The following is a 19,737-nucleotide window of genomic DNA, read 5'->3' on the forward strand; positions in this document are numbered from 1 at the left end:
GCACAGGCTAAAAGTATGAGAAGAAAGGTAAGGTGTGATCCGTATGAACTTTTTCAAAAATTGATCACTTGACGAAATATATTGAGTTAGCTATATAAGAAATGTTTGGAGAAAAAATCCGAAAGATTATGATATTCTTTTTGTTGCATGGTATCCTGATGATTTTTTAGTTAATATAGTTTACAACAGAAAAACAAAAAAGAGAACATTAATACTAAATTATGTGGCAAAGTATGTAGAAAATTCAATGGGGCATATCTAAGAAATTAAAATAGAAATATCTACAGTCTACAACAAATTATTGTCAGAAGAATAAGTCATACACATGAAAATCTAATCCTTATTCATTAGATGAATTATATGATTGGTTAAAAATAAATTTGGTTACAGTTAAGCATGAAATATTTTAATCTATTTTTTACTCAAAAAGTCATAAATTTGCTGCCAAATGAATATTTCAGCTTACATTTTAGAATATTTGAAACAATTCGGAACCGTTATTGTTCCGGATTTTGGCGTTTTTTCTTTGGAAAATTCCAAAGCCATTATCAATTCCGAAAATGGGAGCATTCTTCCTCCTGCAAGCAAAATCGTTTACAGTTCCGATTATGAGGCAAAATCTGATGATTTGGCATCTTTTATTGCGGGGCAGAAACAGATGACTTTGGAAGCTTCAAAAACAGATCTTCAGATTCAGACGGATTTTTGGAAGAAAAAATTACAGGCAGATCAGACGCTTGAAATTCAGGGTTTAGGAGTCCTTTTTGTAGAAGACGGCAAAACGCACTTCAAAGGAAACAGACTGCAGTCGGATCATCCGGATTTTTATGGTCTTGAAGAAATTAAGATTTCCGATATCAGCAATAAAAACACTCAGTCAGAAATTTCTTTGAATACCGAAAAAGATTATCAGTTTAATAAATCTATTCTTTGGGCTTTTCTGGTTATCATCCCGATTTTAGGAATCGTATACGTAGCATACACGCAGCAGGAACTTCTTTTCGGAGAGAAATCTTTTGACAAAGCCAATATCTCTGTACAGACAAAAACACACAGAATTCAGGATACTGTAAAAGCTCAGCCAAAAATAATGAATCCTGCTCCGGTTGCGGATTCTTTAAAGAAAGATTCTGTGGTTCCAAAAGCGGTTCAGCCCGCCGTGCAGAACGCGGCAAAAGTTCCGGCAACTCAAAACAACACTAAGACAACGAAATGGCAAAAATAAAAAAGGCGTCAGAATCTCTGACGGTGATGACGAATATTGTACTTCCGAATGATACCAACCAATTGAGAAACCTTTTCGGAGGAGAATTATTGGCAAGAATGGACCGATGTGCTTCGATTTCCGCAACAAGACATTGCGAAAGAAGAGTCGTAACGGCATCCGTAAATCACGTTTCATTCGATCATCCGATTCCGGAAGGAGGAATTGTTGTAATGGAATCCAAAGTTTCCAGAGCTTTTTCCACCTCAATGGAAATCTATGTAGATGTTTGGCTGGATGATCCGATCAATCATAAAAAAATTCAGACCAACAAAGGAATTTATACCTTCGTTGCGGTAGATGAGTTCAACAGACCGATCCCGATTCCAGATATGGAACCTGAAACAGATCTTGAAAAAGAACGATATGCAGCGGCACTGAGAAGAAAAGAACTTTCCCTGATTCTTTCTGGAAGAATGAAACCCTCTGAATCTATTGAGCTTAAAAAGCTTTTCCAGGAATCCTGATTAAACACAAATAACACAAATGATTACATAAATTTCCGCAAGTAATTTTATTTCGTTACTACATTTAAAAAGAAATTTGTGTTTTAAATTATTATAACACAAGATGAAAAATGATATTTCTGAAAATGAAATCTCGAAAATAGTTTATGAGTCCGGTTATTTAGTTCATAAAGTTTTAGGACCCGGATTGTTGGAGAGTGCTTACGAAGAATGTATGCTGTATGAACTTCAAAAGCAGGGACTTTTTGTAGAAAAACAAAAACCCATGCCTTTGATTTATGAAGATGTGAAATTAGATGTAGGTTACAGGCTCGATTTATTTATTGAAAATAAATTTATATTAGAAATAAAATCCGTTGAGTTACTGAATGATGTGCATTTAGCTCAGATTCTTACCTATCTTCGATTGAGCAATTCCAAACTTGGAATGTTGATTAATTTTAATACTCATCAGTTTAAAGATGGAGTAAAAAGAGTAATCAACGGCAAATTATAGTTTAGAGCCATTTGTGAAACAATATTAGTGTCATTAGTGTTAAAAAAAATGAGAATTTTACTCCTCGATAAAAACCATCCCTTAATTACCGAACAGCTTTTAGCTAAAAACTTTATTCTGGAAGAAGATTTCAGCTCTTCTTATGATGAGGTTTGTGCTAAAATTGAACAATATGACGGAATTATCATCCGAAGCAGAATTCCTTTGGATAAGAATTTTTTAGAAAAAGCTAAAAATCTGAAATTCATTGCAAGAGTAGGAGCAGGAATGGAAAATATAAACATTCCGGTTGCTGAGAAACTGGGAATTCAACTGATCAATTCTCCGGAAGGAAACAGGGATTCTGTGGCAGAACACGTTGTCGGAATGTTGCTGATTTTAATGAACCGGCTTTTTATCGCATCGCAGGAAGTGAAAAACGGGATTTGGCTTCGGGAAGAAAACAGAGGCGACGAACTGTTGGGAAAAACAGTGGGACTTATCGGTTACGGAAACATGGGAAAAGCCACAGCAAAAAGACTTTCAGGTTTTGGCTGTACCGTGATTTTTCATGATATTCTGCCGGATCTATCGGATGAATTTGCAACACAGGTTTCTTTGGAAGAATTAAAGGAAAGAGCCGAAGTTGTAAGCTTACACATTCCATTAACAGAACAGACGTATTATCTGGTGGACGGTTCGTTTATCTCTGAGATGAAAAACAATTTCTATTTTGTAAACACAGCAAGAGGAAAGAATGTTGAAACGAAAAGTTTAGTTGAGGCGTTAAAAGCCGGAAAAATAAAAGGTGCCTGTCTTGACGTTTTGGAATACGAAAAATCTTCTTTCGAAAATCTGGAAACAGAAAATGAAGACCTTCAATACCTTCTGGAGTCCGAGAAAGTAATTGTTACTCCGCATATTGCAGGATGGACGGTACAGAGCAAGGAAAAACTGGCGCAGGTGATTGTAGATAAAATTGTGGCACAGTTTGCTTAGCCTTGAAATTCAGTAAGGTTAGAAACAAATTTTTACGATACTACTTTATGAATTATTTTTCATTTTTATTTATGTTAAATAATTCATAATTTCTATTCAGGAGATACGAATTATTTCGAGTTTTATTAAATTGCCGCTCATTTTCGAAACTCATGACGAAGCGTAATTTTATCCTTGTATTATCTGCTTTTTTATTTCTTTTTTCCTGCAAAAAAAAATCTGAAAATCAGGACAGTGTTGCTGAAAGCACGACCAATCTTCCCAATTACGGAAATGTAGATGTAAACAAAGTTTTTACGCCCGCGGAAAATCAGGTTGCCAATAAGGCTTCACTGGCAAATTATATCAACAGCTATTATCAGAAAGTTTGGGAAAACGGCGATCTGAGTGGGGGAATTTTAGTCGCGAAAGGAGATAATATTATTTACGAAAATTACAGAGGCTTTGCCAGAGAAGGAAATCAGAACCCGATTGATAAAAATACGCCGCTTCATGTCGCTTCCGTTTCAAAAACATTAACCGCAATGGCAATGCTGAAGTTGGTGGAAGCAGGAAAAGTGAATTTATCCGATCATCTTACCCAGTATTTTCCGGGTTTTCCTTATCCGAATGTTACCGTTAAAACGTTACTCGACCAAAGAAGCGGTCTTCCGAAATACGAATACTTCATTACGAAAATTCAGCCGGCTCCCGCAGAACTTTCAAAAACGTTCCTTACCAATGAGGATATTTTGAATATGATCATTAAATATAAACCGGATCTGGCGAGAGAAACAGACACCGGATTTATGTACTGCAATACCAATTTTGCCATGTTGGCTTTAATTATTGAAAAAGTAACGAAAGTTCCTTTTCCTCAGGCGATGAAAGAAATGGTTTTTGATCCTCTGAAAATGAAAAACTCCTATATTTTTCAGGAAAAAGATATTCCTACAGCGTCACAGTCTTTTTATTACGGAGGAAATAAACTGTATCCTTTAGACAGGCTGGATTTAATTTACGGAGACAAAAATGTATATACCACACCGAGAGATTTATACAGTTTTTCAAAAGCAATGTTTTCGAAGGATTTTTTAAAGCCAGAATTGATGGAGCAGGTTTTCACGCCTTACAGCAATGAAAAATTCGGCATGAACAATTACGGTTTCGGCTTCAGGATGAAAATTTTTGATAACGGGGAAAAACTTACGTATCACAACGGTTGGTGGCACGGAACCAATTCCGTTTTTGCCCATCTTCTGAAATCTAAAGTCACCATTATCGCCATCGGAAATAAATATTCCAACAGAGTATATACAGCTTTGGCTTTGTCTGGATTATTCGAAGATTTTCCGCCTCAGAAAGATAAACTTCACAGCGTAATGAGCGATGATCGCGATACATTGAAAGGTCATGGTGAAGTTTATGGAGAATAATGTTTATTTTTGCGTAAACATCTTCATGAAAAGAATTCTTTTTTTATTGGTTTTCGCTTTTCTTTTGCAGTCTTGTGCAAGAGTAGGTTCGCCTATCGGGGGCGCAAAAGATTCCTTAGCTCCGAAATTTTTAAGCTCAAATATAGATTCTTCAAGAGTAAATGTTCCGAGAGATATAAAGCAGTTGCGAATAGATTTTGACGAATACATTACGTTAAAAGACATCAACAAAAACCTGAACATTTCTCCGCCGATTAAAAATATCACCAGAATTGTTCCTTCCAATATTGCCAATAAATTTATCCTGATCCAGTGGAAAGATACTTTACAGGCAAATACAACGTATAATTTTAATTTCGGAAATTCTATTGCAGATAATAATGAAGCCAATATTCTGAGATATTACAATTTCGCGTTTTCTACCGGAGACAAGCTTGATGATCTTTATGTAAGCGGGGATGTAAGAGATGCTTTATCCATTAAAAAAGCCAGTGAAAATAAATTTGTGGTAGGATTATATCAGGTAAAAGACACCATCAATTACAAGCAAAAGCCGTATTATATAACAAAAGTTGATGATGATGGCTATTTTGAACTGAATTATCTTGCTGCCGGAAAATATAAAATCATTGCTTTTGAAGATGAAAACGGAAATTCCATCTACGATCCGGGAAAAGAAAAAGTAGGTTTCCAGAAAGATCCTGTTGTCGTAGAAAAATCGGTTTCAGGATTAAATCTGAAATTATATCCTTCTAAAAAACCGGTGAAATATCTTGAAATGAAAGAAGCTCCGGGAGGAGTTCTCATGACTTTCGAAGGAAAACCTAATGAAGTAACCGTAAAACCTTTAAACGAGAAAATAAAGGATTACAAGGTAACCCACGCTCCGAAGTCTGATTCCGTAAGAATCTGGTTTGATGCTGTGAAAAGTGATGTAGGACAGACTACAAACGAGAATTTAAAATTCGGGTACAATGCAGGTGTCGGAAAAAAAGACAGCCTTTATAACGCCTCGTTGTTTTACAGATACAATGCGAAAAACGCAATGGATATCAACAGCGATAACGGCGGTGCCATGCTTCCTCCGAAAGAAGAATTTAAAATCCTTTCCAATTATTATGTGGATAAAATAAATACCGATAAATGGATTTTCAGAGTTGCAGGAGACTCATTGAACACTGTTCCTTTTACCGCAAAAATCTCAGAGAAAAATCCGTATCAGATTTTGGTGAAAGCGGATTTTATTTCAGGTAAAAAATATCAGCTTACCATTCCGAAAGAAACCGTTTCATCATTCTTTGCAAAAAATTATCAGTCGAAACGTTTCGATTTTGAAGTGGATAAAGTTGAGAATTTCGGAAGTTTAAAATTCATCCTTCAGAATGCTCCGAAATCAAGCTACTGGCTTCAGTTATTGGATAATTCAGATAAAGTATTGTTCCAGAAATATACCAAAGGAAGCGAGGTGAAATTTGATATTCTTAAACCCGGAGAATACATCGTAAGGATTTTGGCAGATAATAACGAAAACGGCTTCTGGGATGAAGCAGATTTCCAGAACGAAACTTTCGCGGAAGATTCCTACATTTACTACAAAACAGCCATCGTAAGACCGCTTTGGGACAGCAACGAAAACTGGGATCTGAAAGATACAAGAGTTCTGGATCCTTCAAAAATCAGCACACCGAAAGCAGAGCCGAAATCTCAGCCGAAAGATGGTAATAAGCTTGATCTGAAAGGAAATGATGCTTTGGTAACGCCTTCAAGATAAATATGAAAACATTTAAGAAAATATTTTTCTGGACTTTGCTGGGATTTGCTTTAATTCAGTTTATTTCAACAGATAAAGTAAATCCTCCGGTTGATCACAAAGTGAATTTTGTGGATGCTAAAAAAACACCTGCAAAAATTCAGGAATTATTGAAAGGAGCGTGCTACGATTGCCATTCCAACGAAACCGTCTATCCTAAATATGCCTACATTGCGCCGATTTCATGGTCTGTGAAAAGTCATATCAATGAAGGGCGGGAACATCTTAATTTTTCGATTTGGGATACGTACAATAAAGATTTAAAGCAGAGTATGCTGAGTAAATCGATCCAGACTATTCAGAATAAAACGATGCCGATGCCGGGTTATATTGTTTATCATAAGGAAGCCAATCTGTCCGATGCAGAAAGAGCTTTACTGATTCAGTATTTTGATCAGATGCTGAAATCCAAAACCTATTAATCATACTTAATCGATATAAGAATTTAAAAAGATGAATGGTTTAACTGTTTGATTTTCATTCTGCTTATTCTATTCAGGCAGTCAATCATTTCTTAAAAGCATTTCAGAGAATACAATACTTCTTCGTTTTCCTCTGCGATAAAATAATCAGATTTTGAAAGTCAACTATAAGAGTAGTTGGTTTAGGTCGATCATGCAATACAAGAGCATAAAAAATCTCCCGCAAATTTCACATATTCAGTAGATGTCTGTAAAATCTGCGGGAGAAATATATTTTAGGAATATTAAATATTCTTCAGATACTCTTCAAAAAACTTTTTCTGAGAATCGAAAGCAATATCCTCGAGATTCAGTTCTTTTAAAGGAATCCAGACTGCTTCTGAAATTTCAGACAGTTCAAGATTCACTTCAAATTTTTCCGGAACGCGGTATTCATAAAAAAGATCAATGGTATTATAATCAATCTCTTTGTACTGATAGACGTTTGGAAGGCTCGTTAAGTACTTTAAATTTGAAATATCAACATCCAGCTGCAGCTCTTCAAAAAGTTCTCTTTTACAGGTTTCTTCTGCACTTTCCTTCGGATCTACAAAACCTCCTGCAAGATCAAGTTTTCCCTTTTTAGGATCTCTGTTTCTTCTTGTAAGATAAATTTCATCATTATATCTTATTACCACAGCTACCGCTCCGGCAACGTTGTTGTATAATGTGAAACCACAGTTTTGGCAGCTCCATTTTCTTTCTCCATCCCACTGTAAAGATTCTTTGCCGCAGTTGGGGCAATATTTCAATATTTTCATTGAGTTACATTAATATTTCTCGGGTGATAAGACAAGATCACATCACGCAGCTCTTCTGTTTTCAGGTGGGTGTAGATCTCTGTCGTCGTAATACTGGAATGACCGAGCATTTCCTGAATATAACGAAGATCTGCACCATTCTGAAGCAAATGGGTTGCAAAAGAATGTCTGAATGTATGCGGTGATATCTTTTTGCTTACGCCCGCTTTGTCTGTTAATTCTTTTATAATTAAAAATACGATTACTCTGGACATCGACGTTCCGCGACTGTTCAGGAATAAAGTGTCTTCGTATTTCTTATTAATTTTACTTTTAGAACGTACTTCCTGAATGTAATTTTCCAAAAGATCTGCCGTATAATCCGCTAAAGGAACGAAACGTGTTTTGTTTCCCTTTCCGTTTACCTTAATATACTGCTCTTTAAAATTGATATTGGAAATTTTCAGATCAATAAGTTCCGAAACACGGAGTCCGCATCCGTACAGAACTTCGATAATACATTGGTTTCTCTTTCCAAGGTCGGAATTTACCTCAATCGCGCTGATAATCTTATTGATATCGGGCAGACTTAAGGTATCCGGTAAGTAAAGACCCAATTTAGGACCTTCAAGCAAAGAAGCCGGATTGTCTTCACGGTATTCATCCTCCAGTAAAAATTTGAAGAATGCTTTAATGGAAGAGATCCATCTTGCCTGAGATCTTTCGCTGAATTTTTGTTTGGAAAGATTGAAGATGTATTCCTGCAGATTTTCGTAGCCTATAGTATCCGGTCCGACGTTGTCCAGATCTTCTTCTGCGTATTCTTTTAGTTTTTTGATGTCTCGAATATAGGCGTCGAGAGTGTTTTCTGAAAAGTTTCTCTCGAATCGAAGAAAGATCTCAAAATCCTTAATTTTTTCATCCCAAGTCATGTTGTGTTATTTTTTTAGTTCACTTTCCGAAATTTGTTCTATTTCAATATTGTGGTTTCTTAAAAATGATATCCCGTCGTCGTCCGAATATTCATTGATGTAGACAAGTCTGGTGATTCCCGCCTGAAGAATGAGCTTACTGCATTCTTTACAGGGTGAGAGCGTTAAATACAGTGTTGCGCCTTTTGCAGACTGCGTAGAAGCTGCCAGTTTTAAAATAGCATTGGCTTCTGCATGAAGTACGTACCAGTGTGTTTTGCCGTCATTGTCCTCACAGCAGTTTTCAAATCCTGAAGGAGTACCATTATAACCATCTGAAATAATCATCCTATCTTTTACGATAAGAGCTCCTACTTGTTTTCGTTTACAGTAGGAAAGTTTTGCCCATTCCTGAGCCATTTTTAGATAAGCTTTGTCAAACTTATTCATACCGCCGCATTTGTTTGTTTCGAAATAATTTGTATTAAGGGTAAAAAAGGCTAGAAGCCCGGCTTTCTTTTTTCAAGAAAAGCAGAAACTCCTTCTTTTTTGTCGTCCATTTCAAAAAGCTCTCCGAAATATTTAATCTCAGTTTCAAAACCTTTATCCGTGTCCGATAAGTTTACAGCTTGAATTGCTTTGGAAATTGCCATTGGTGAATTGTGGGCAATAACGTTGGCTAATTCTTTTGTTTTGTTTAATAATTCTTCTATTGGATATACTTCATTTACCAGTCCGATTTCTTTTGCTTTTGCAGCAGGAATCATCTTGGCAGAGAAGATCATTTCATTGGCAATGCCTTTTCCTACAAGCTTCGGTAATCTCTGGGTTCCTCCGTAACCGGGAATTAATCCTAAAGTTACTTCCGGAAGCCCCAGTTTTGCATTTTCCGATGCGTATCTGATGTGGCAAGCCATGGCAAGCTCAAGACCTCCGCCTAATGCAAAACCGTTTACGGCTGCAATTACTGGCTTGGTCATATTTTCAATTTTGTTGAATAAAGTATTGTGTCCGTTTTTGGCAAGTTCTTCTGCCTTTTCCTGTCCAAAATCACTAAATTCTTTAATATCTGCTCCGGCAACGAAAGATTTTTCACCACTACCTGTAAGAACAACTACTCTGCAGGATTGGTCTGAATCTAATTCGTCCAAAGCTGAACTTAATTCGCTGATTGTTTTAGCATTAAGTGCATTTAAACTCTCAGGTCTGTTTATTGTAATAATAGATATTTTATCTTCCTTATTTAATAATATATTTTCGTAACCCATTTTCCACTTTAAAATATTATTCTGTGCAAATTATGAATTTTTTATAAAAAAAAGCAAGAAATATTGATTTTTTTTCCTTCTGATTGAAATTATTGTTTAAGATACTTATTTCGTGTGGTTCATCATATTTGCATCAATAACCACATTCAGTTGAGATGCCACTTTCATTCCAAGCTCAATATTAGCTCTGAAAAAATGACATAACTGTCTGTTAATGATCTCATCTTTTTTCGGTCCCGTGATTCCTTTCATGCTTCCAACGATGTTATTTACAAGGTTTTGTCTGTCTTCCGTATTCATTGCCTTTGTATACAATAATCCGGGTTGGGTGTAATGATCGTCATCATTTTCATTTCTGTTGTAGCTCGCTACGTGCGCGCTGTCCAGTTCATATTCGAAACTTTTGTAGGCAGGATCCGGCTTAATATCATCAAAGCTGTTCGGATGATAATTCGGCTTATCCTGATAATGGCTTGAATCTGCCATAAATCCGTCTCTCTGATAATTGTTAACCGCAAAAGGACATCTGTTAACTTCCAGCAGATGAGCATTTACGCCTACTCTGTATCGGTGCGCATCCGGATAAGAGAATAGTCTTCCCTGAAGCATTTTATCGGGTGAAAAGCTAATTCCGTCGATTAAATTACTCGGCGAGAAAACAGATTGTTCTACGTGCGCAAAATAATTAACCGGAACTTCGTTCAGTTCCATTTCTCCGACTTCAATTAACGGAAAATCGCTCTGGAACCATACTTTGGTAATATCAAAAGGATTCCATCTGAAATCTCTTGCCTGATCTTCCGTCATTACCTGAATATACATTGTCCATTTCGGGAAATCTCCTTCCTCAATCGCGTTGCAAAGATCTTCCTGCGCAAAATCTGGATTTTCTCCTGCCATTTTTACCGCTTCATCATTGGTGAAATTTTTAATTCCCTGTTTGGATTTCAGGTGAAACTTCACCCAGACTCTTTCATTCTGAGCATTGATCATAGAGAACGTGTGAGAACCGAAACCGTGCATGTGTCTGTGTCCGTAAGGTGTACCTCTGTCCGACATTAAGATAAGAACCTGATGAAGAGATTCAGGATTCAGACTCCAGAAATCCCACATCATGGTTGCACTTTTCAGATTCGTTTTCGGAACTCTTTTTTGGGTATGGATGAAATCCGGGAATTTTTTCGCATCCTTGATGAAAAATACCGGCGTGTTGTTTCCAACCAGATCCCAGTTTCCGTCTTCTGTATAAAATTTCAGGGCAAAACCTCTTGGATCTCTTGCCGTATCTGCGCTTCCTTTTTCTCCGCCTACCGTGGAAAAACGGGCAAACATTCTGCATGAATTGCCAACTTTAGAAAATAATTTTGCCTTTGTATATTGGGTAATATCGTGGGTAACCGTAAAGGTTCCGTAAGCTCCCGTTCCTTTTGCATGAACAATTCTTTCCGGGATTCTTTCTCTTACAAAATGAGCAAGATTTTCCTGTAAAATAAAATCCTGCAGCAATACCGGACCTCTCGGACCGACTGTTTGTGAATCCTGATGTTCGTAATAGGGAGCGCCGTTACTTAAGGTTAATTTTTTAGAATCCATAGATTTATGATTTTTGTGAATGATTTTTTAACTGTATTTGTTTATGTAAAGGTACTAAATATCAAATTTACTTGAATTTTTAATTGCAAATGGCAAAAACATTTTATCTTTGTAATAGATAATATTAATCAGATGAACATTCAGCAACTCGAGTATCTTATCGCGGTTGATAAGTACAAACATTTTGGGAAAGCGGCTCAAGCATGCTTCATTACGCAGCCTACACTAAGTGCAATGATACAGAAATTTGAGGATGAACTGGATGTGAAGGTTTTCGACAGGACAACGCACCCGATCCGTACCACAGATGTTGGGCTTCAGATCATCGATCAGGCGAAGGTGATTATAGAATCTGTCAATGAACTTAAAAATAAAGCCAATCTTTTAAACAATATTTTAGGAGGAACCATCAACATCGGAATTATTCCTACCGTTTCTTCTTTCATCCTGCCTACGGAAATCTTCAAATTTTTGGAAGAAAACCCGAAAATTCAGATGAATGTAAAGGAAATGACGACAGACAACATCATCAAAGCTTTGAAAGCAGGAGAGTTGGATGCCGGAATTATTTCCACACCTTATGATGCGGCAGATGAATTTTATCAGGATTTCTTATTCAATGAAGAATTGATGATCTACAGTTCTGAAAAAGAAGCCAACAAGAAAAACTCTTATGTGGTTCCGGAAGAACTGAATGTAGAAAAAGTATGGCTGCTTGAAGAAGGAAACTGTCTGAGAAACCAGTTCGAAAATATCTGTCATTTAAAAGAAAATACATTAAAGCCTAAAAACTTGGATTTTCTCGCTTCTAATATCCAGACATTGGTTCACATGGTGGATAAAGTAGGAGGAATCAGTATTTTGCCGGAGTTGGCTCTTAATCAGCTTTCTGATGTACAGAAGGAGAATGTTTTCAGATTTAAGAAGCCTTTCCCGTACAGAGAAATCAGCATTATTTACTACAAACCGACCTTTAAGCAGAAAATTATTGATGAATTATCGCATTCTATCAGAAATTCTTTAGAGAAAAAACTGAATTATCACGAAAATCCGAAAGAATTTGTAAGCATAAAACCGCAATAGTGTTTTATGTTAAATATCATCAAATCATTAATTTAAAGAAGAGATAATAAGTAGACAAAAATTTTGAGTATTAAAAAATAGTACTTAAATTTGCCAACGTTTACGAACGAGGAAAAATTTGACCTGATTGCAACCTCTATAAAAATATGCTAAAACAGTATTCTTTTTTAGACCTTCATTAGACAATTTATTCTTATTTTTCTTCGTATATTTTTTAATCTAAAAAACAAACAGAATAATATGTCTTATTTATTTACATCTGAATCCGTTTCAGAAGGACATCCGGACAAAATTGCCGATCAGATTTCCGACGCATTAATCGATCACTTTTTAGCATACGATAAAAATTCAAAGGTAGCTTGCGAAACTCTTGTAACAACAGGACAGGTGGTTTTGGCTGGTGAAGTAAAATCGGATGCTTATCTTGATGTACAGACGATTGCCAGAGAAGTTATCAACGGAATCGGATATACAAAAGGAGAATATATGTTCAACGGAGATTCTTGCGGGGTTATTTCTGCAATCCATGAGCAGTCTCCGGATATCAATCAGGGGGTAGACAGAGCGGTAAATGATGAGTCTTTCGAAGCTAAAGCAAACGCACAGGGAGCGGGAGATCAGGGAATGATGTTCGGATATGCAACCAACGAAACGGCAAATTATATGCCTTTGGCTCTGGATCTTGCACATACTATTCTTAAGGAACTTTCTGCGATCAGAAGAGAAGATTCAGAGATCAAATATCTTCGTCCTGATGCAAAATCTCAGGTTACGATTGAGTATTCTGACGATCACAAACCAATCAGAATAGATTCTATCGTAGTTTCTACACAGCACGACGATTTCGGATCTGAAGAAGAAATGCTAAACAAAATCAGAGAAGACATCAAAAATATTCTGATTCCAAGAGTCGTTGCTTTACAGACAGAAGAGATTAAAGCGTTATTCAACGATCAGATCAAATATCATATCAACCCGACCGGTAAATTCGTAATCGGTGGTCCTCACGGAGATACAGGTCTTACAGGAAGAAAGATTATCGTAGATACGTACGGAGGAAAAGGAGCTCACGGTGGTGGTGCATTCTCAGGAAAAGATCCTTCAAAAGTAGACAGAAGTGCTGCTTATGCAACAAGACACATTGCTAAAAATTTGGTAGCTGCAGGAGTTGCGGATGAAGTTTTGGTACAGGTTTCTTACGCAATCGGGGTTGCAGAGCCTTGCGGATTGTACATTAACACGTACGGAACGGCAAAAGTAGATCTTAACGATGGAGAAATTGCTAAAAAAGTGTCTACCATCTTCGATTTGAGACCTTACGCCATTGAGCAGAATTTAAAGCTAAGAAATCCGATCTATCAGGAAACGGCTTCTTACGGACACATGGGAAAAGAACATTATATTGCTAGCAAAACTTTCAATAAAGGTCATAAAAATGAGCTTACTCTGGAAAATCTTGAGTTCTTTACATGGGAAAAATTAGACAAAGTAGAAGAGATTAAAGCTTCTTTCGGAATTTAATTTTAAACAGATACAATATAAATGGCTGCTTTATCTTTTTGATAAGGCAGTTTTTTTTATTTTTACATTAAATAAAATTTGAAGAATGATAAACGCCAGATCTGCAATCGCAATCCTTTCCGTATTTTTCCTGAGTACATTTGCTAAAGCACAGTTAACGGTACATAAAATGATAAGTGTGGGATATACTTACCAAAACCAAAGTTTCGGGGAAGTAGGAGGGAAGCTGCTTTTCTTAAAAAATGATGATGTTATTTACCGTTTGGGAGGTTCTGCTTTGATGGGTTCTGCGCATTCCCAATTTGCAATTATGCCCAAAATTTCTGCGGATGTTTTGCTGAATTTTGAAAAAAATGTAGACTTCAACCATTCCTATTATTTTCTGATGGGAGCAGAAGGAACCAATAAATATTTTGCTCCAAAAGTAGGCGTTACACTTTTCGGGATTCTGGATCTTACCGGAGGTTATGCTTTTCCGATCGGAAACAGTGGAATAAATGGTAAAGAACTGAAAGGGGTGAATGTTAATTTTACACTAAATATCCCTACTGTATTCATTCATGACATGTTTAAATAGGTTTTTTTAAATTTTCTCGTAAAAAATTAATAAATGGTTAACAGTTATTAAAAATTTATTATATTTACACCATAGAAAAATTGTATCCGCCTATTGATTCGACTTTACTCTGAAGAATTGTTTTGTATTTACAGCTGAAGCCAGATAAAATATCTGGAAAAATTATGGTCAGCATTATTTATTGAGAAGAAGTTATGAAATCAAAATCGGATAGTTTACTAATTTCCCTTTACCAAAAAGGAGACGAAGAGGCGTTGTCTACACTTATACACCGCCATCAAAGAGAATTGTTTACATTCATTTTTTACAAAATTAATGATGAAGATTTAGCAAATGACGTGTTTCAGGATACCTTCATGAAAATTATCATTATGCTGAAGGAAGGACGCTATAACGAGGAAGGAAAATTCATTCTTTGGGCAAAAAGAATTGCTCACAATCTTATTATCGATCATTTCAGATTGAAATCTAAAAATATGAAGGTTTCAGAAACTACTTTTGAAACGGACGAATATTCTGTTTTTGATCTTTTGAGAGAGCCTTCCGAAAATATCGAAGATCAGCTTGTTACCAGCCAGATTCAGGAAGATCTTCTAAGAATGCTTCAGTTTCTGCCTGAAAATCAGCAGGAAGTCATTAAATTAAGATTTTTTGACGGGTTAAGTTTCAAAGAAATTGCAGATCATACCGACATGAGCATCAATACCACACTGGGAAGAGTACGGTACGCTTTAATCAACCTGAGAAAAATCATGGAAGAAAATAATATTATCTTAACACGCTAGATAATAATTTCGGAAAATTCTCGTTTTTAAGGAAAACATTTTCGCCTATGAAAAAAAATGATCCCTTAAAAGTGAAAGCTTTGAAACCTAAGAAACAAACTATTGAGTTTTTACTCAACTTTTCAAAGAGCGTCGAGGTAGTGAAAGCCAAAGGCAAGAATTATCCTGTATCCAAGAATTAAAATTATTAATTTTGTGCTGTATGAAAATTCAGCACATTTTTTTTGATCTCGATAATACACTTTGGGATCACCGCCGCAATGCATATTTAACGATAAAAGATCTTTTTGAGAAGGAAGAAATCGGCTTGAAATATAATATCAATTTTGAAGAATTCCATTCTGTTTATCATGAAATCAATGAAAAACTCTGGGAAGATATCCGCGATGGAATTATTGATAAAGAATATCTCAGAAAACACCGTTTTTATGATACTTTTAAAAATTTTGAGGTTGATGATCCGGAATTATCGATGTATTTCGAGGAACATTTCTTAGATAAAATTCTTAATTATAATGAACTGGTAGAAGGTGCAGAATATATTCTGGAATATCTTAAAGCAAAAAATTATACCCTGCATATTATTTCAAACGGCTTCAAAGAAGTGACGGAGAGAAAATGTATTTTATCCGGCATTGATAAATATTTTCAGACCATCACAAGCGCAGATTTAGTTGGTGTAAGAAAGCCACGTCCCGAAATTTTTGAATACTCTCTGAACCTTTCAGAAGCCACAAAAGAAAACAGTATTTTAATTGGCGATGACTGGGTTGCAGATGTTGTCGGTGCGCAGAATTTTGGTATGGATGTGATTTTCTTTGATGTTTTAAAGGAAAACAAATCTGAAGAAGGCTTGAAAGTGATTACGCATCTTTTGCAGATTAAAGAGTATTTATAAGAGTTTCGGCGGCACCGAAGGTGCCGCCGAAAATTAATTCAATAACAATAAATGAAAAGACTGGTTTTTTTGCTGTTTTTTAGCATTACAAATATTATATCTGCTCAGGAAAAAGATCTTGATCATGACGGAGTCCCGGATTCTGTCTATTTTGATACTCAGAAATTGAAAATTATATGTAAATTATCATCTTTAGATTTTAAGCCGATTTACAGTAAAGAAATTGAAACGTCGGGTGATTTTACTGGGGTAAGTTATACAAAAAATGGTTTTGAATTTTATATTGATTTCATGAGAGCAGGTTATTCGGCGCAGTTCAGATACGAACCAAAAGATAAAACAATAAGGCTGATTGGAATGAGTAGATACGAGTTTGGTCCTGCAAATAACGACGGAAGTGGAGAATCAAGTGTAAATCTTCTTACAGATGATTATATAGGGGAATGGAATTATTATGATTTAGATAAGTCCAGACTTATTAAAATGCCCACGATTATAACAAAATTGACATTCAAAAAAACTTTTCTGATAGATTTTGATGAATCCGTTCTCTATGATTTTGGAAGCCGATGCAGCGAATTATATCTTGCTAAAAAAGAAAAATTAATTCATAGTAATCAAATTCGAAGTCACAAAAAATAAATCGGCACTCATTTTAATGAATGCCGATTTTATTTGAATGATAAGTTATTAAATTCCCAGACTTTCTCTCACTCTTTTCATCGTTTCCGTAGCAATCACTCTCGTTTTTGCTGCACCTTCCTGAAGTTTTGCTTCCAGTTCCTCAAGATTGTTCATATAATAAGAGAAAAGTTCTCTTTCTTTTTCAAATCTTGTTAAAATAAGATCCAGAAGTTCTTTTTTCGCATGACCGTAACCAAAGTTTCCGGCTAAATATTTCGCTCTTAATTCTTCAGTTTGTTCCGGAGTAGCAATTAGTTGATAGATGGCAAATGTTTTATCGTTTTCCGGATCTTTAGGCTCTTCTAAAGTTTTAGAATCCGATTCAATGCTCATCACCTGCTTTTTCAATTCCTTTTCAGGCAGGAAAATATTGATGATGTTTCCTCGCGATTTAGACATCTTGTGTCCGTCAACTCCGGGAACGTACTTTGTGTTTTCCTGAAGTTCAGATTGAGGTAAAACAAAAACTTCTCCCATCTGATTATTAAATCTGGAAGCTACATCACGCGCAATTTCCAAATGCTGAAGCTGGTCTTTTCCTACCGGAACAATCTCCGCATCGTATAATAAAATATCTGCAGCCATTAAAATAGGGTACGTAAACAAACCTGCATTCACATCCTGCAAACGGTCTGCTTTATCCTTGAATGAATGCGCCAAAGTTAATCTCTGATAAGGAAAAAAACATGATAAATGCCAAGAAAGTTCACAGGTTTCAGGGATGTCGCTCTGTCTGTAAAAAAATGTTTTTTCGGTATCTAATCCACAAGCAAGCCAAGCCGCAGCAATCTCGTAGGTATTCTGTTTCAGTTCTTTCGCGTCTTTAATCTGCGTTAAAGAATGCAGATTTGCGATGAATAAAAATGATTCGTTTCCTTCCTGTTTCGATAATTCTATCGCAGGAATAATTGCACCCAACAAGTTTCCCAAATGAGGTGTTCCGGTGGCTTGAATGCCGGTAAGAATTCTTGACATTGTTTAAAATTTATATTTAAAAATTAATGAACTGCAAATTTAATTAATTCTCCCTCAGATTCCATGAATTTACAGAGATGTTTATGTTTTATTGTTTGTGGTATTCGTGAAAACATTAGCGTTATTTGTGTTTGGAGAATTTAAACGCAAAGATTTTATTCAAAAGCTATTATTTTTAGAAGGCAAAGCAAATAAATTTGCTGCACGAAGCTTGAAAACGGAGCTTCATCAAATCAACTTGTTGATGCTTCTTTGCACACTTAGAAAAGTAATTATTATCAAATTAAAAACTTTGCGTTAAAAATCTGCAAGAAAAAAATATTAAGGAATTAAAATCTTATCTCCTCCAAACTTCGGTTCAACTTCTAAAAGAAGATCCAGATACGCTTTTGCTTTCGCCAGATATTCTCTCAGATTCGTCTTCAGACCGGCATATTTATTAACATCCGGAGCATTGTATCCGAAAGCTTCCATGCCGTTTTGTTGGGCTAAAAATACCGCCCTTTCATTATGGAATTTCTGTGAAACAATAATTAATTGATTTTGTCCGAAGATTTCCTTCGCGCGTACAACAGAATCCAGTGTTCTGAAACCGGCAAAATCCAGAAAAATATTATCCTTTGGAACTCCGTATTCCATCAAAGCCATTTGCATATCTTCAGGTTCATTATAGTTTTTCTGACTGTTATCACCGCTTACAATAATGTATTTCGCCTTTCCGCTTTTATATAAATCGGCTGCAGCCTGAATTCGGTTATAAAAATAGGCATTCGGTTTTCCGTTGCTCAGTGTTTTTCCTGTTCCCAGAAGCAATGCCGTTTTCATATTCGGAACCTCTGAGATATTGTATGATATATGGGCTTCGCTGTCTTTTTTAATGCTGTAATTCGCCCAGGCAATAAAAATAATTCCTGCCACAAAAAGAAGCAGGAAAATTTTAAAAATGTTTTTAATTAATTTTTTCATCAACAGTATCTTCTTTTAAAATTCCAGACCGTTCGGAAATGCTTTTTTTCTGAAAATCAATAATAAAGCAGCTCCCACTGTAATTGCCGAATCGGCTACGTTGAAAATATATTTAAAAAATTCCAGATGTTTTCCTCCGATTAAAGGCCAGCTTTCAGGAACGTTCCAGTCTACCAGCGGAAAATGCAGCATATCAACTACACAGCCTTTCATGAAAGTAGAATATCCTTCTCCGAAACTGGTGAATTTCGAAATTCCTCCATACCCGATCCATCTGTTGATGCTCTCATCGTAAACCGTTCCGCTGTCGAAAATAAGTCCATAAAACATTCCGTCGATAAGATTTCCTATTGCTCCGGCAAAAATCATTGCCATCGGAATCAGAAGATAATTGGATTCTCCTTTCTGTAACCATTTTTTAAACAAATAGATCATTCCGCCGATCAGGATAATTCTTACCAAAACCAGAAAATATTTCCCGATGATACCTCCGAAATGAAGTCCGTAAGCCATTCCCGGATTTTCAACAAACGTTAATTTAAATCCCGGAAGTACAGAAATACTGTCATCAAGATTAAAATGCGTTTTTACATAAATTTTTGAAGCCTGATCTATTAATAAAATAAGCAAGGTTACAAATGCTATCTTCTTCATTATAATCCTTTTGGTTTGTAAGGTTTTCCTATCTTTTCGTTTCTTTTGTCAACGATCTTCTTTACCGTTTTTTCGTTGTGATGGGTATTCTTGGTATGGAATTTCTCGAACTTAATGTTCATTTCTTTCAAAACACTTTTCAGGGCAGTAAGCTCCATTGCGTTTTTGGTGTGGACTATTATGGATTCCAT

At 35.9% G+C, this 19,737-nt stretch carries 23 protein-coding genes; 14 read left to right on the forward strand and 9 right to left on the reverse strand.

Annotated features, from left to right (window positions below; translation table 11 throughout):
- Window positions 1-448 precede the first annotated feature (448 nt).
- From BW951_RS20405 to BW951_RS20435, 7 genes are all read left to right on the forward strand, one after another.
- Window positions 449-1,225: an HU domain-containing protein gene (locus BW951_RS20405; protein ID WP_076396214.1), complete on the forward strand. Its 777-nt coding sequence runs from the start codon at window positions 449-451 to the stop codon at window positions 1,223-1,225.
- A complete protein-coding gene (locus BW951_RS20410) occupies window positions 1,213-1,731 on the forward strand; it encodes an acyl-CoA thioesterase (protein ID WP_076396216.1) in 519 nt (172 codons plus the stop codon). The genes BW951_RS20405 and BW951_RS20410 overlap by 13 nt, the downstream gene beginning before the upstream one ends.
- 103 nt (window positions 1,732-1,834) lie before the next feature.
- Window positions 1,835-2,227, forward strand: coding sequence for a GxxExxY protein (locus tag BW951_RS20415; RefSeq protein ID WP_308003981.1), 393 nt, complete (start codon window positions 1,835-1,837; stop codon window positions 2,225-2,227).
- Between the two features lie 48 nt (window positions 2,228-2,275).
- The gene (locus BW951_RS20420) at window positions 2,276-3,205 is read left to right on the forward strand and encodes a 2-hydroxyacid dehydrogenase (RefSeq protein ID WP_076396218.1); all 930 of its coding nucleotides are present in this window, start codon (window positions 2,276-2,278) and stop codon (window positions 3,203-3,205) included.
- Between the two features lie 152 nt (window positions 3,206-3,357).
- The gene (locus BW951_RS20425; protein WP_076396220.1) at window positions 3,358-4,620 is read left to right on the forward strand and encodes a serine hydrolase domain-containing protein; all 1,263 of its coding nucleotides are present in this window, start codon (window positions 3,358-3,360) and stop codon (window positions 4,618-4,620) included.
- Between the two features lie 25 nt (window positions 4,621-4,645).
- Window positions 4,646-6,391: an Ig-like domain-containing domain gene (locus tag BW951_RS20430; RefSeq protein ID WP_076396328.1), complete on the forward strand. Its 1,746-nt coding sequence runs from the start codon at window positions 4,646-4,648 to the stop codon at window positions 6,389-6,391.
- Window positions 6,392-6,393: 2 nt separating this feature from the next.
- Window positions 6,394-6,852 carry a heme-binding domain-containing protein gene (locus BW951_RS20435; RefSeq protein ID WP_076396222.1) on the forward strand — a complete coding sequence of 153 codons (459 nt, stop codon included), beginning with the start codon at window positions 6,394-6,396 and terminating at the stop codon, window positions 6,850-6,852.
- 284 nt (window positions 6,853-7,136) lie between these two features.
- Here the strand turns inward: BW951_RS20435 and BW951_RS20440 are convergent, their stop codons facing one another.
- The 5 genes from BW951_RS20440 to BW951_RS20460 all read right to left on the reverse strand — a co-directional run bounded on the left by BW951_RS20440 (window position 7,137) and on the right by BW951_RS20460 (window position 11,403).
- Window positions 7,137-7,652, reverse strand: a complete 516-nt coding sequence (locus tag BW951_RS20440; protein ID WP_076396224.1) for an NUDIX hydrolase — start codon at window positions 7,650-7,652, stop codon at window positions 7,137-7,139.
- Window positions 7,649-8,563 carry a site-specific tyrosine recombinase XerD gene (gene xerD / locus BW951_RS20445; RefSeq protein WP_076396226.1) on the reverse strand — a complete coding sequence of 305 codons (915 nt, stop codon included), beginning with the start codon at window positions 8,561-8,563 and terminating at the stop codon, window positions 7,649-7,651. The genes BW951_RS20440 and xerD overlap by 4 nt, the downstream gene beginning before the upstream one ends.
- Window positions 8,564-8,569: 6 nt before the next feature.
- Window positions 8,570-8,992: a deoxycytidylate deaminase gene (locus tag BW951_RS20450; protein WP_076396228.1), complete on the reverse strand. Its 423-nt coding sequence runs from the start codon at window positions 8,990-8,992 to the stop codon at window positions 8,570-8,572.
- A 50-nt stretch (window positions 8,993-9,042) separates the two neighbouring features.
- Window positions 9,043-9,810, reverse strand: a complete 768-nt coding sequence (locus BW951_RS20455) for an enoyl-CoA hydratase/isomerase family protein (RefSeq protein WP_076396230.1) — start codon at window positions 9,808-9,810, stop codon at window positions 9,043-9,045.
- Window positions 9,811-9,915: 105 nt separating this feature from the next.
- Window positions 9,916-11,403 carry a catalase gene (locus BW951_RS20460; protein ID WP_076396232.1) on the reverse strand — a complete coding sequence of 496 codons (1,488 nt, stop codon included), beginning with the start codon at window positions 11,401-11,403 and terminating at the stop codon, window positions 9,916-9,918.
- A gap of 132 nt (window positions 11,404-11,535) precedes the next feature.
- Here BW951_RS20460 and BW951_RS20465 point away from each other — a divergent pair, with 132 nt between their 5' ends.
- The 6 genes from BW951_RS20465 (at window position 11,536) to BW951_RS20490 (ending at window position 16,909) form a co-directional block, all read left to right on the forward strand.
- Window positions 11,536-12,486 carry a LysR substrate-binding domain-containing protein gene (locus BW951_RS20465; RefSeq protein ID WP_076396233.1) on the forward strand — a complete coding sequence of 317 codons (951 nt, stop codon included), beginning with the start codon at window positions 11,536-11,538 and terminating at the stop codon, window positions 12,484-12,486.
- A 240-nt stretch (window positions 12,487-12,726) separates the two neighbouring features.
- Window positions 12,727-14,007 (forward strand): methionine adenosyltransferase, encoded by a 1,281-nt coding sequence (metK, locus tag BW951_RS20470; RefSeq protein WP_076396235.1) that lies wholly within the window; start codon window positions 12,727-12,729, stop codon window positions 14,005-14,007.
- A gap of 85 nt (window positions 14,008-14,092) precedes the next feature.
- On the forward strand, window positions 14,093-14,584 hold the full coding sequence (locus tag BW951_RS20475) for a hypothetical protein (RefSeq protein WP_076396237.1): 492 nt from the start codon (window positions 14,093-14,095) through the stop codon (window positions 14,582-14,584).
- 194 nt (window positions 14,585-14,778) lie between these two features.
- Window positions 14,779-15,369: an RNA polymerase sigma factor gene (locus tag BW951_RS20480; protein ID WP_076396239.1), complete on the forward strand. Its 591-nt coding sequence runs from the start codon at window positions 14,779-14,781 to the stop codon at window positions 15,367-15,369.
- Window positions 15,370-15,571: 202 nt separating this feature from the next.
- Entirely contained in the window at window positions 15,572-16,267 is a 696-nt protein-coding gene (locus BW951_RS20485; RefSeq protein WP_076396241.1) for a YjjG family noncanonical pyrimidine nucleotidase, read from the forward strand.
- A 51-nt stretch (window positions 16,268-16,318) separates the two neighbouring features.
- On the forward strand, window positions 16,319-16,909 hold the full coding sequence (locus BW951_RS20490; RefSeq protein ID WP_076396243.1) for a hypothetical protein: 591 nt from the start codon (window positions 16,319-16,321) through the stop codon (window positions 16,907-16,909).
- A gap of 48 nt (window positions 16,910-16,957) precedes the next feature.
- Here the strand turns inward: BW951_RS20490 and trpS are convergent, their stop codons facing one another.
- The gene (gene trpS, locus BW951_RS20495; protein WP_076396245.1) at window positions 16,958-17,926 is read right to left on the reverse strand and encodes a tryptophan--tRNA ligase; all 969 of its coding nucleotides are present in this window, start codon (window positions 17,924-17,926) and stop codon (window positions 16,958-16,960) included.
- Window positions 17,927-18,032: 106 nt separating this feature from the next.
- Here trpS and BW951_RS20500 point away from each other — a divergent pair, with 106 nt between their 5' ends.
- Window positions 18,033-18,227, forward strand: a complete 195-nt coding sequence (locus tag BW951_RS20500; protein ID WP_139326226.1) for a hypothetical protein — start codon at window positions 18,033-18,035, stop codon at window positions 18,225-18,227.
- A 20-nt stretch (window positions 18,228-18,247) separates the two neighbouring features.
- Here the strand turns inward: BW951_RS20500 and BW951_RS20505 are convergent, their stop codons facing one another.
- The 3 genes from BW951_RS20505 to BW951_RS20515 are packed head-to-tail and all read right to left on the reverse strand — an operon-like array spanning window position 18,248 to window position 19,737.
- On the reverse strand, window positions 18,248-18,892 hold the full coding sequence (locus tag BW951_RS20505) for a SanA/YdcF family protein (RefSeq protein WP_076396249.1): 645 nt from the start codon (window positions 18,890-18,892) through the stop codon (window positions 18,248-18,250).
- Between the two features lie 15 nt (window positions 18,893-18,907).
- On the reverse strand, window positions 18,908-19,546 hold the full coding sequence (locus BW951_RS20510; protein ID WP_076396251.1) for a lipoprotein signal peptidase: 639 nt from the start codon (window positions 19,544-19,546) through the stop codon (window positions 18,908-18,910).
- Entirely contained in the window at window positions 19,546-19,737 is a 192-nt protein-coding gene (locus BW951_RS20515; RefSeq protein WP_076396253.1) for a DUF2683 family protein, read from the reverse strand. Before BW951_RS20515 ends, BW951_RS20510 begins: the two co-directional genes overlap by 1 nt.

It is taken from the genome of Chryseobacterium gambrini, assembly GCF_900156825.1.
GTDB lineage: Bacteria > Bacteroidota > Bacteroidia > Flavobacteriales > Weeksellaceae > Chryseobacterium > Chryseobacterium gambrini.

Bases quoted from the DNA above. Each gene is read 5' to 3' on its own strand.
- BW951_RS20450 (WP_076396228.1), bottom strand. From the start codon at position 8,992: ATGAATAAGTTTGACAAAGCTTATCTAAAAATGGCTCAGGAATGGGCA.
- BW951_RS20415 (WP_308003981.1), top strand. From the start codon at position 1,835: ATGAAAAATGATATTTCTGAAAATGAAATCTCGAAAATAGTTTATGAG.
- BW951_RS20505 (WP_076396249.1), bottom strand. From the start codon at position 18,892: ATGAAAAAATTAATTAAAAACATTTTTAAAATTTTCCTGCTTCTTTTT.
- BW951_RS20405 (WP_076396214.1), top strand. From the start codon at position 449: ATGAATATTTCAGCTTACATTTTAGAATATTTGAAACAATTCGGAACC.
- BW951_RS20485 (WP_076396241.1), top strand. From the start codon at position 15,572: ATGAAAATTCAGCACATTTTTTTTGATCTCGATAATACACTTTGGGAT.
- BW951_RS20425 (WP_076396220.1), top strand. From the start codon at position 3,358: ATGACGAAGCGTAATTTTATCCTTGTATTATCTGCTTTTTTATTTCTT.
- xerD (WP_076396226.1), bottom strand. From the start codon at position 8,563: ATGACTTGGGATGAAAAAATTAAGGATTTTGAGATCTTTCTTCGATTC.
- BW951_RS20510 (WP_076396251.1), bottom strand. From the start codon at position 19,546: ATGAAGAAGATAGCATTTGTAACCTTGCTTATTTTATTAATAGATCAG.
- trpS (WP_076396245.1), bottom strand. From the start codon at position 17,926: ATGTCAAGAATTCTTACCGGCATTCAAGCCACCGGAACACCTCATTTG.
- BW951_RS20475 (WP_076396237.1), top strand. From the start codon at position 14,093: ATGATAAACGCCAGATCTGCAATCGCAATCCTTTCCGTATTTTTCCTG.
- BW951_RS20435 (WP_076396222.1), top strand. From the start codon at position 6,394: ATGAAAACATTTAAGAAAATATTTTTCTGGACTTTGCTGGGATTTGCT.
- metK (WP_076396235.1), top strand. From the start codon at position 12,727: ATGTCTTATTTATTTACATCTGAATCCGTTTCAGAAGGACATCCGGAC.
- BW951_RS20515 (WP_076396253.1), bottom strand. From the start codon at position 19,737: ATGGAATCCATAATAGTCCACACCAAAAACGCAATGGAGCTTACTGCC.
- BW951_RS20455 (WP_076396230.1), bottom strand. From the start codon at position 9,810: ATGGGTTACGAAAATATATTATTAAATAAGGAAGATAAAATATCTATT.
- BW951_RS20420 (WP_076396218.1), top strand. From the start codon at position 2,276: ATGAGAATTTTACTCCTCGATAAAAACCATCCCTTAATTACCGAACAG.
- BW951_RS20430 (WP_076396328.1), top strand. From the start codon at position 4,646: ATGAAAAGAATTCTTTTTTTATTGGTTTTCGCTTTTCTTTTGCAGTCT.
- BW951_RS20410 (WP_076396216.1), top strand. From the start codon at position 1,213: ATGGCAAAAATAAAAAAGGCGTCAGAATCTCTGACGGTGATGACGAAT.
- BW951_RS20480 (WP_076396239.1), top strand. From the start codon at position 14,779: ATGAAATCAAAATCGGATAGTTTACTAATTTCCCTTTACCAAAAAGGA.
- BW951_RS20465 (WP_076396233.1), top strand. From the start codon at position 11,536: ATGAACATTCAGCAACTCGAGTATCTTATCGCGGTTGATAAGTACAAA.
- BW951_RS20440 (WP_076396224.1), bottom strand. From the start codon at position 7,652: ATGAAAATATTGAAATATTGCCCCAACTGCGGCAAAGAATCTTTACAG.
- BW951_RS20490 (WP_076396243.1), top strand. From the start codon at position 16,319: ATGAAAAGACTGGTTTTTTTGCTGTTTTTTAGCATTACAAATATTATA.
- BW951_RS20460 (WP_076396232.1), bottom strand. From the start codon at position 11,403: ATGGATTCTAAAAAATTAACCTTAAGTAACGGCGCTCCCTATTACGAA.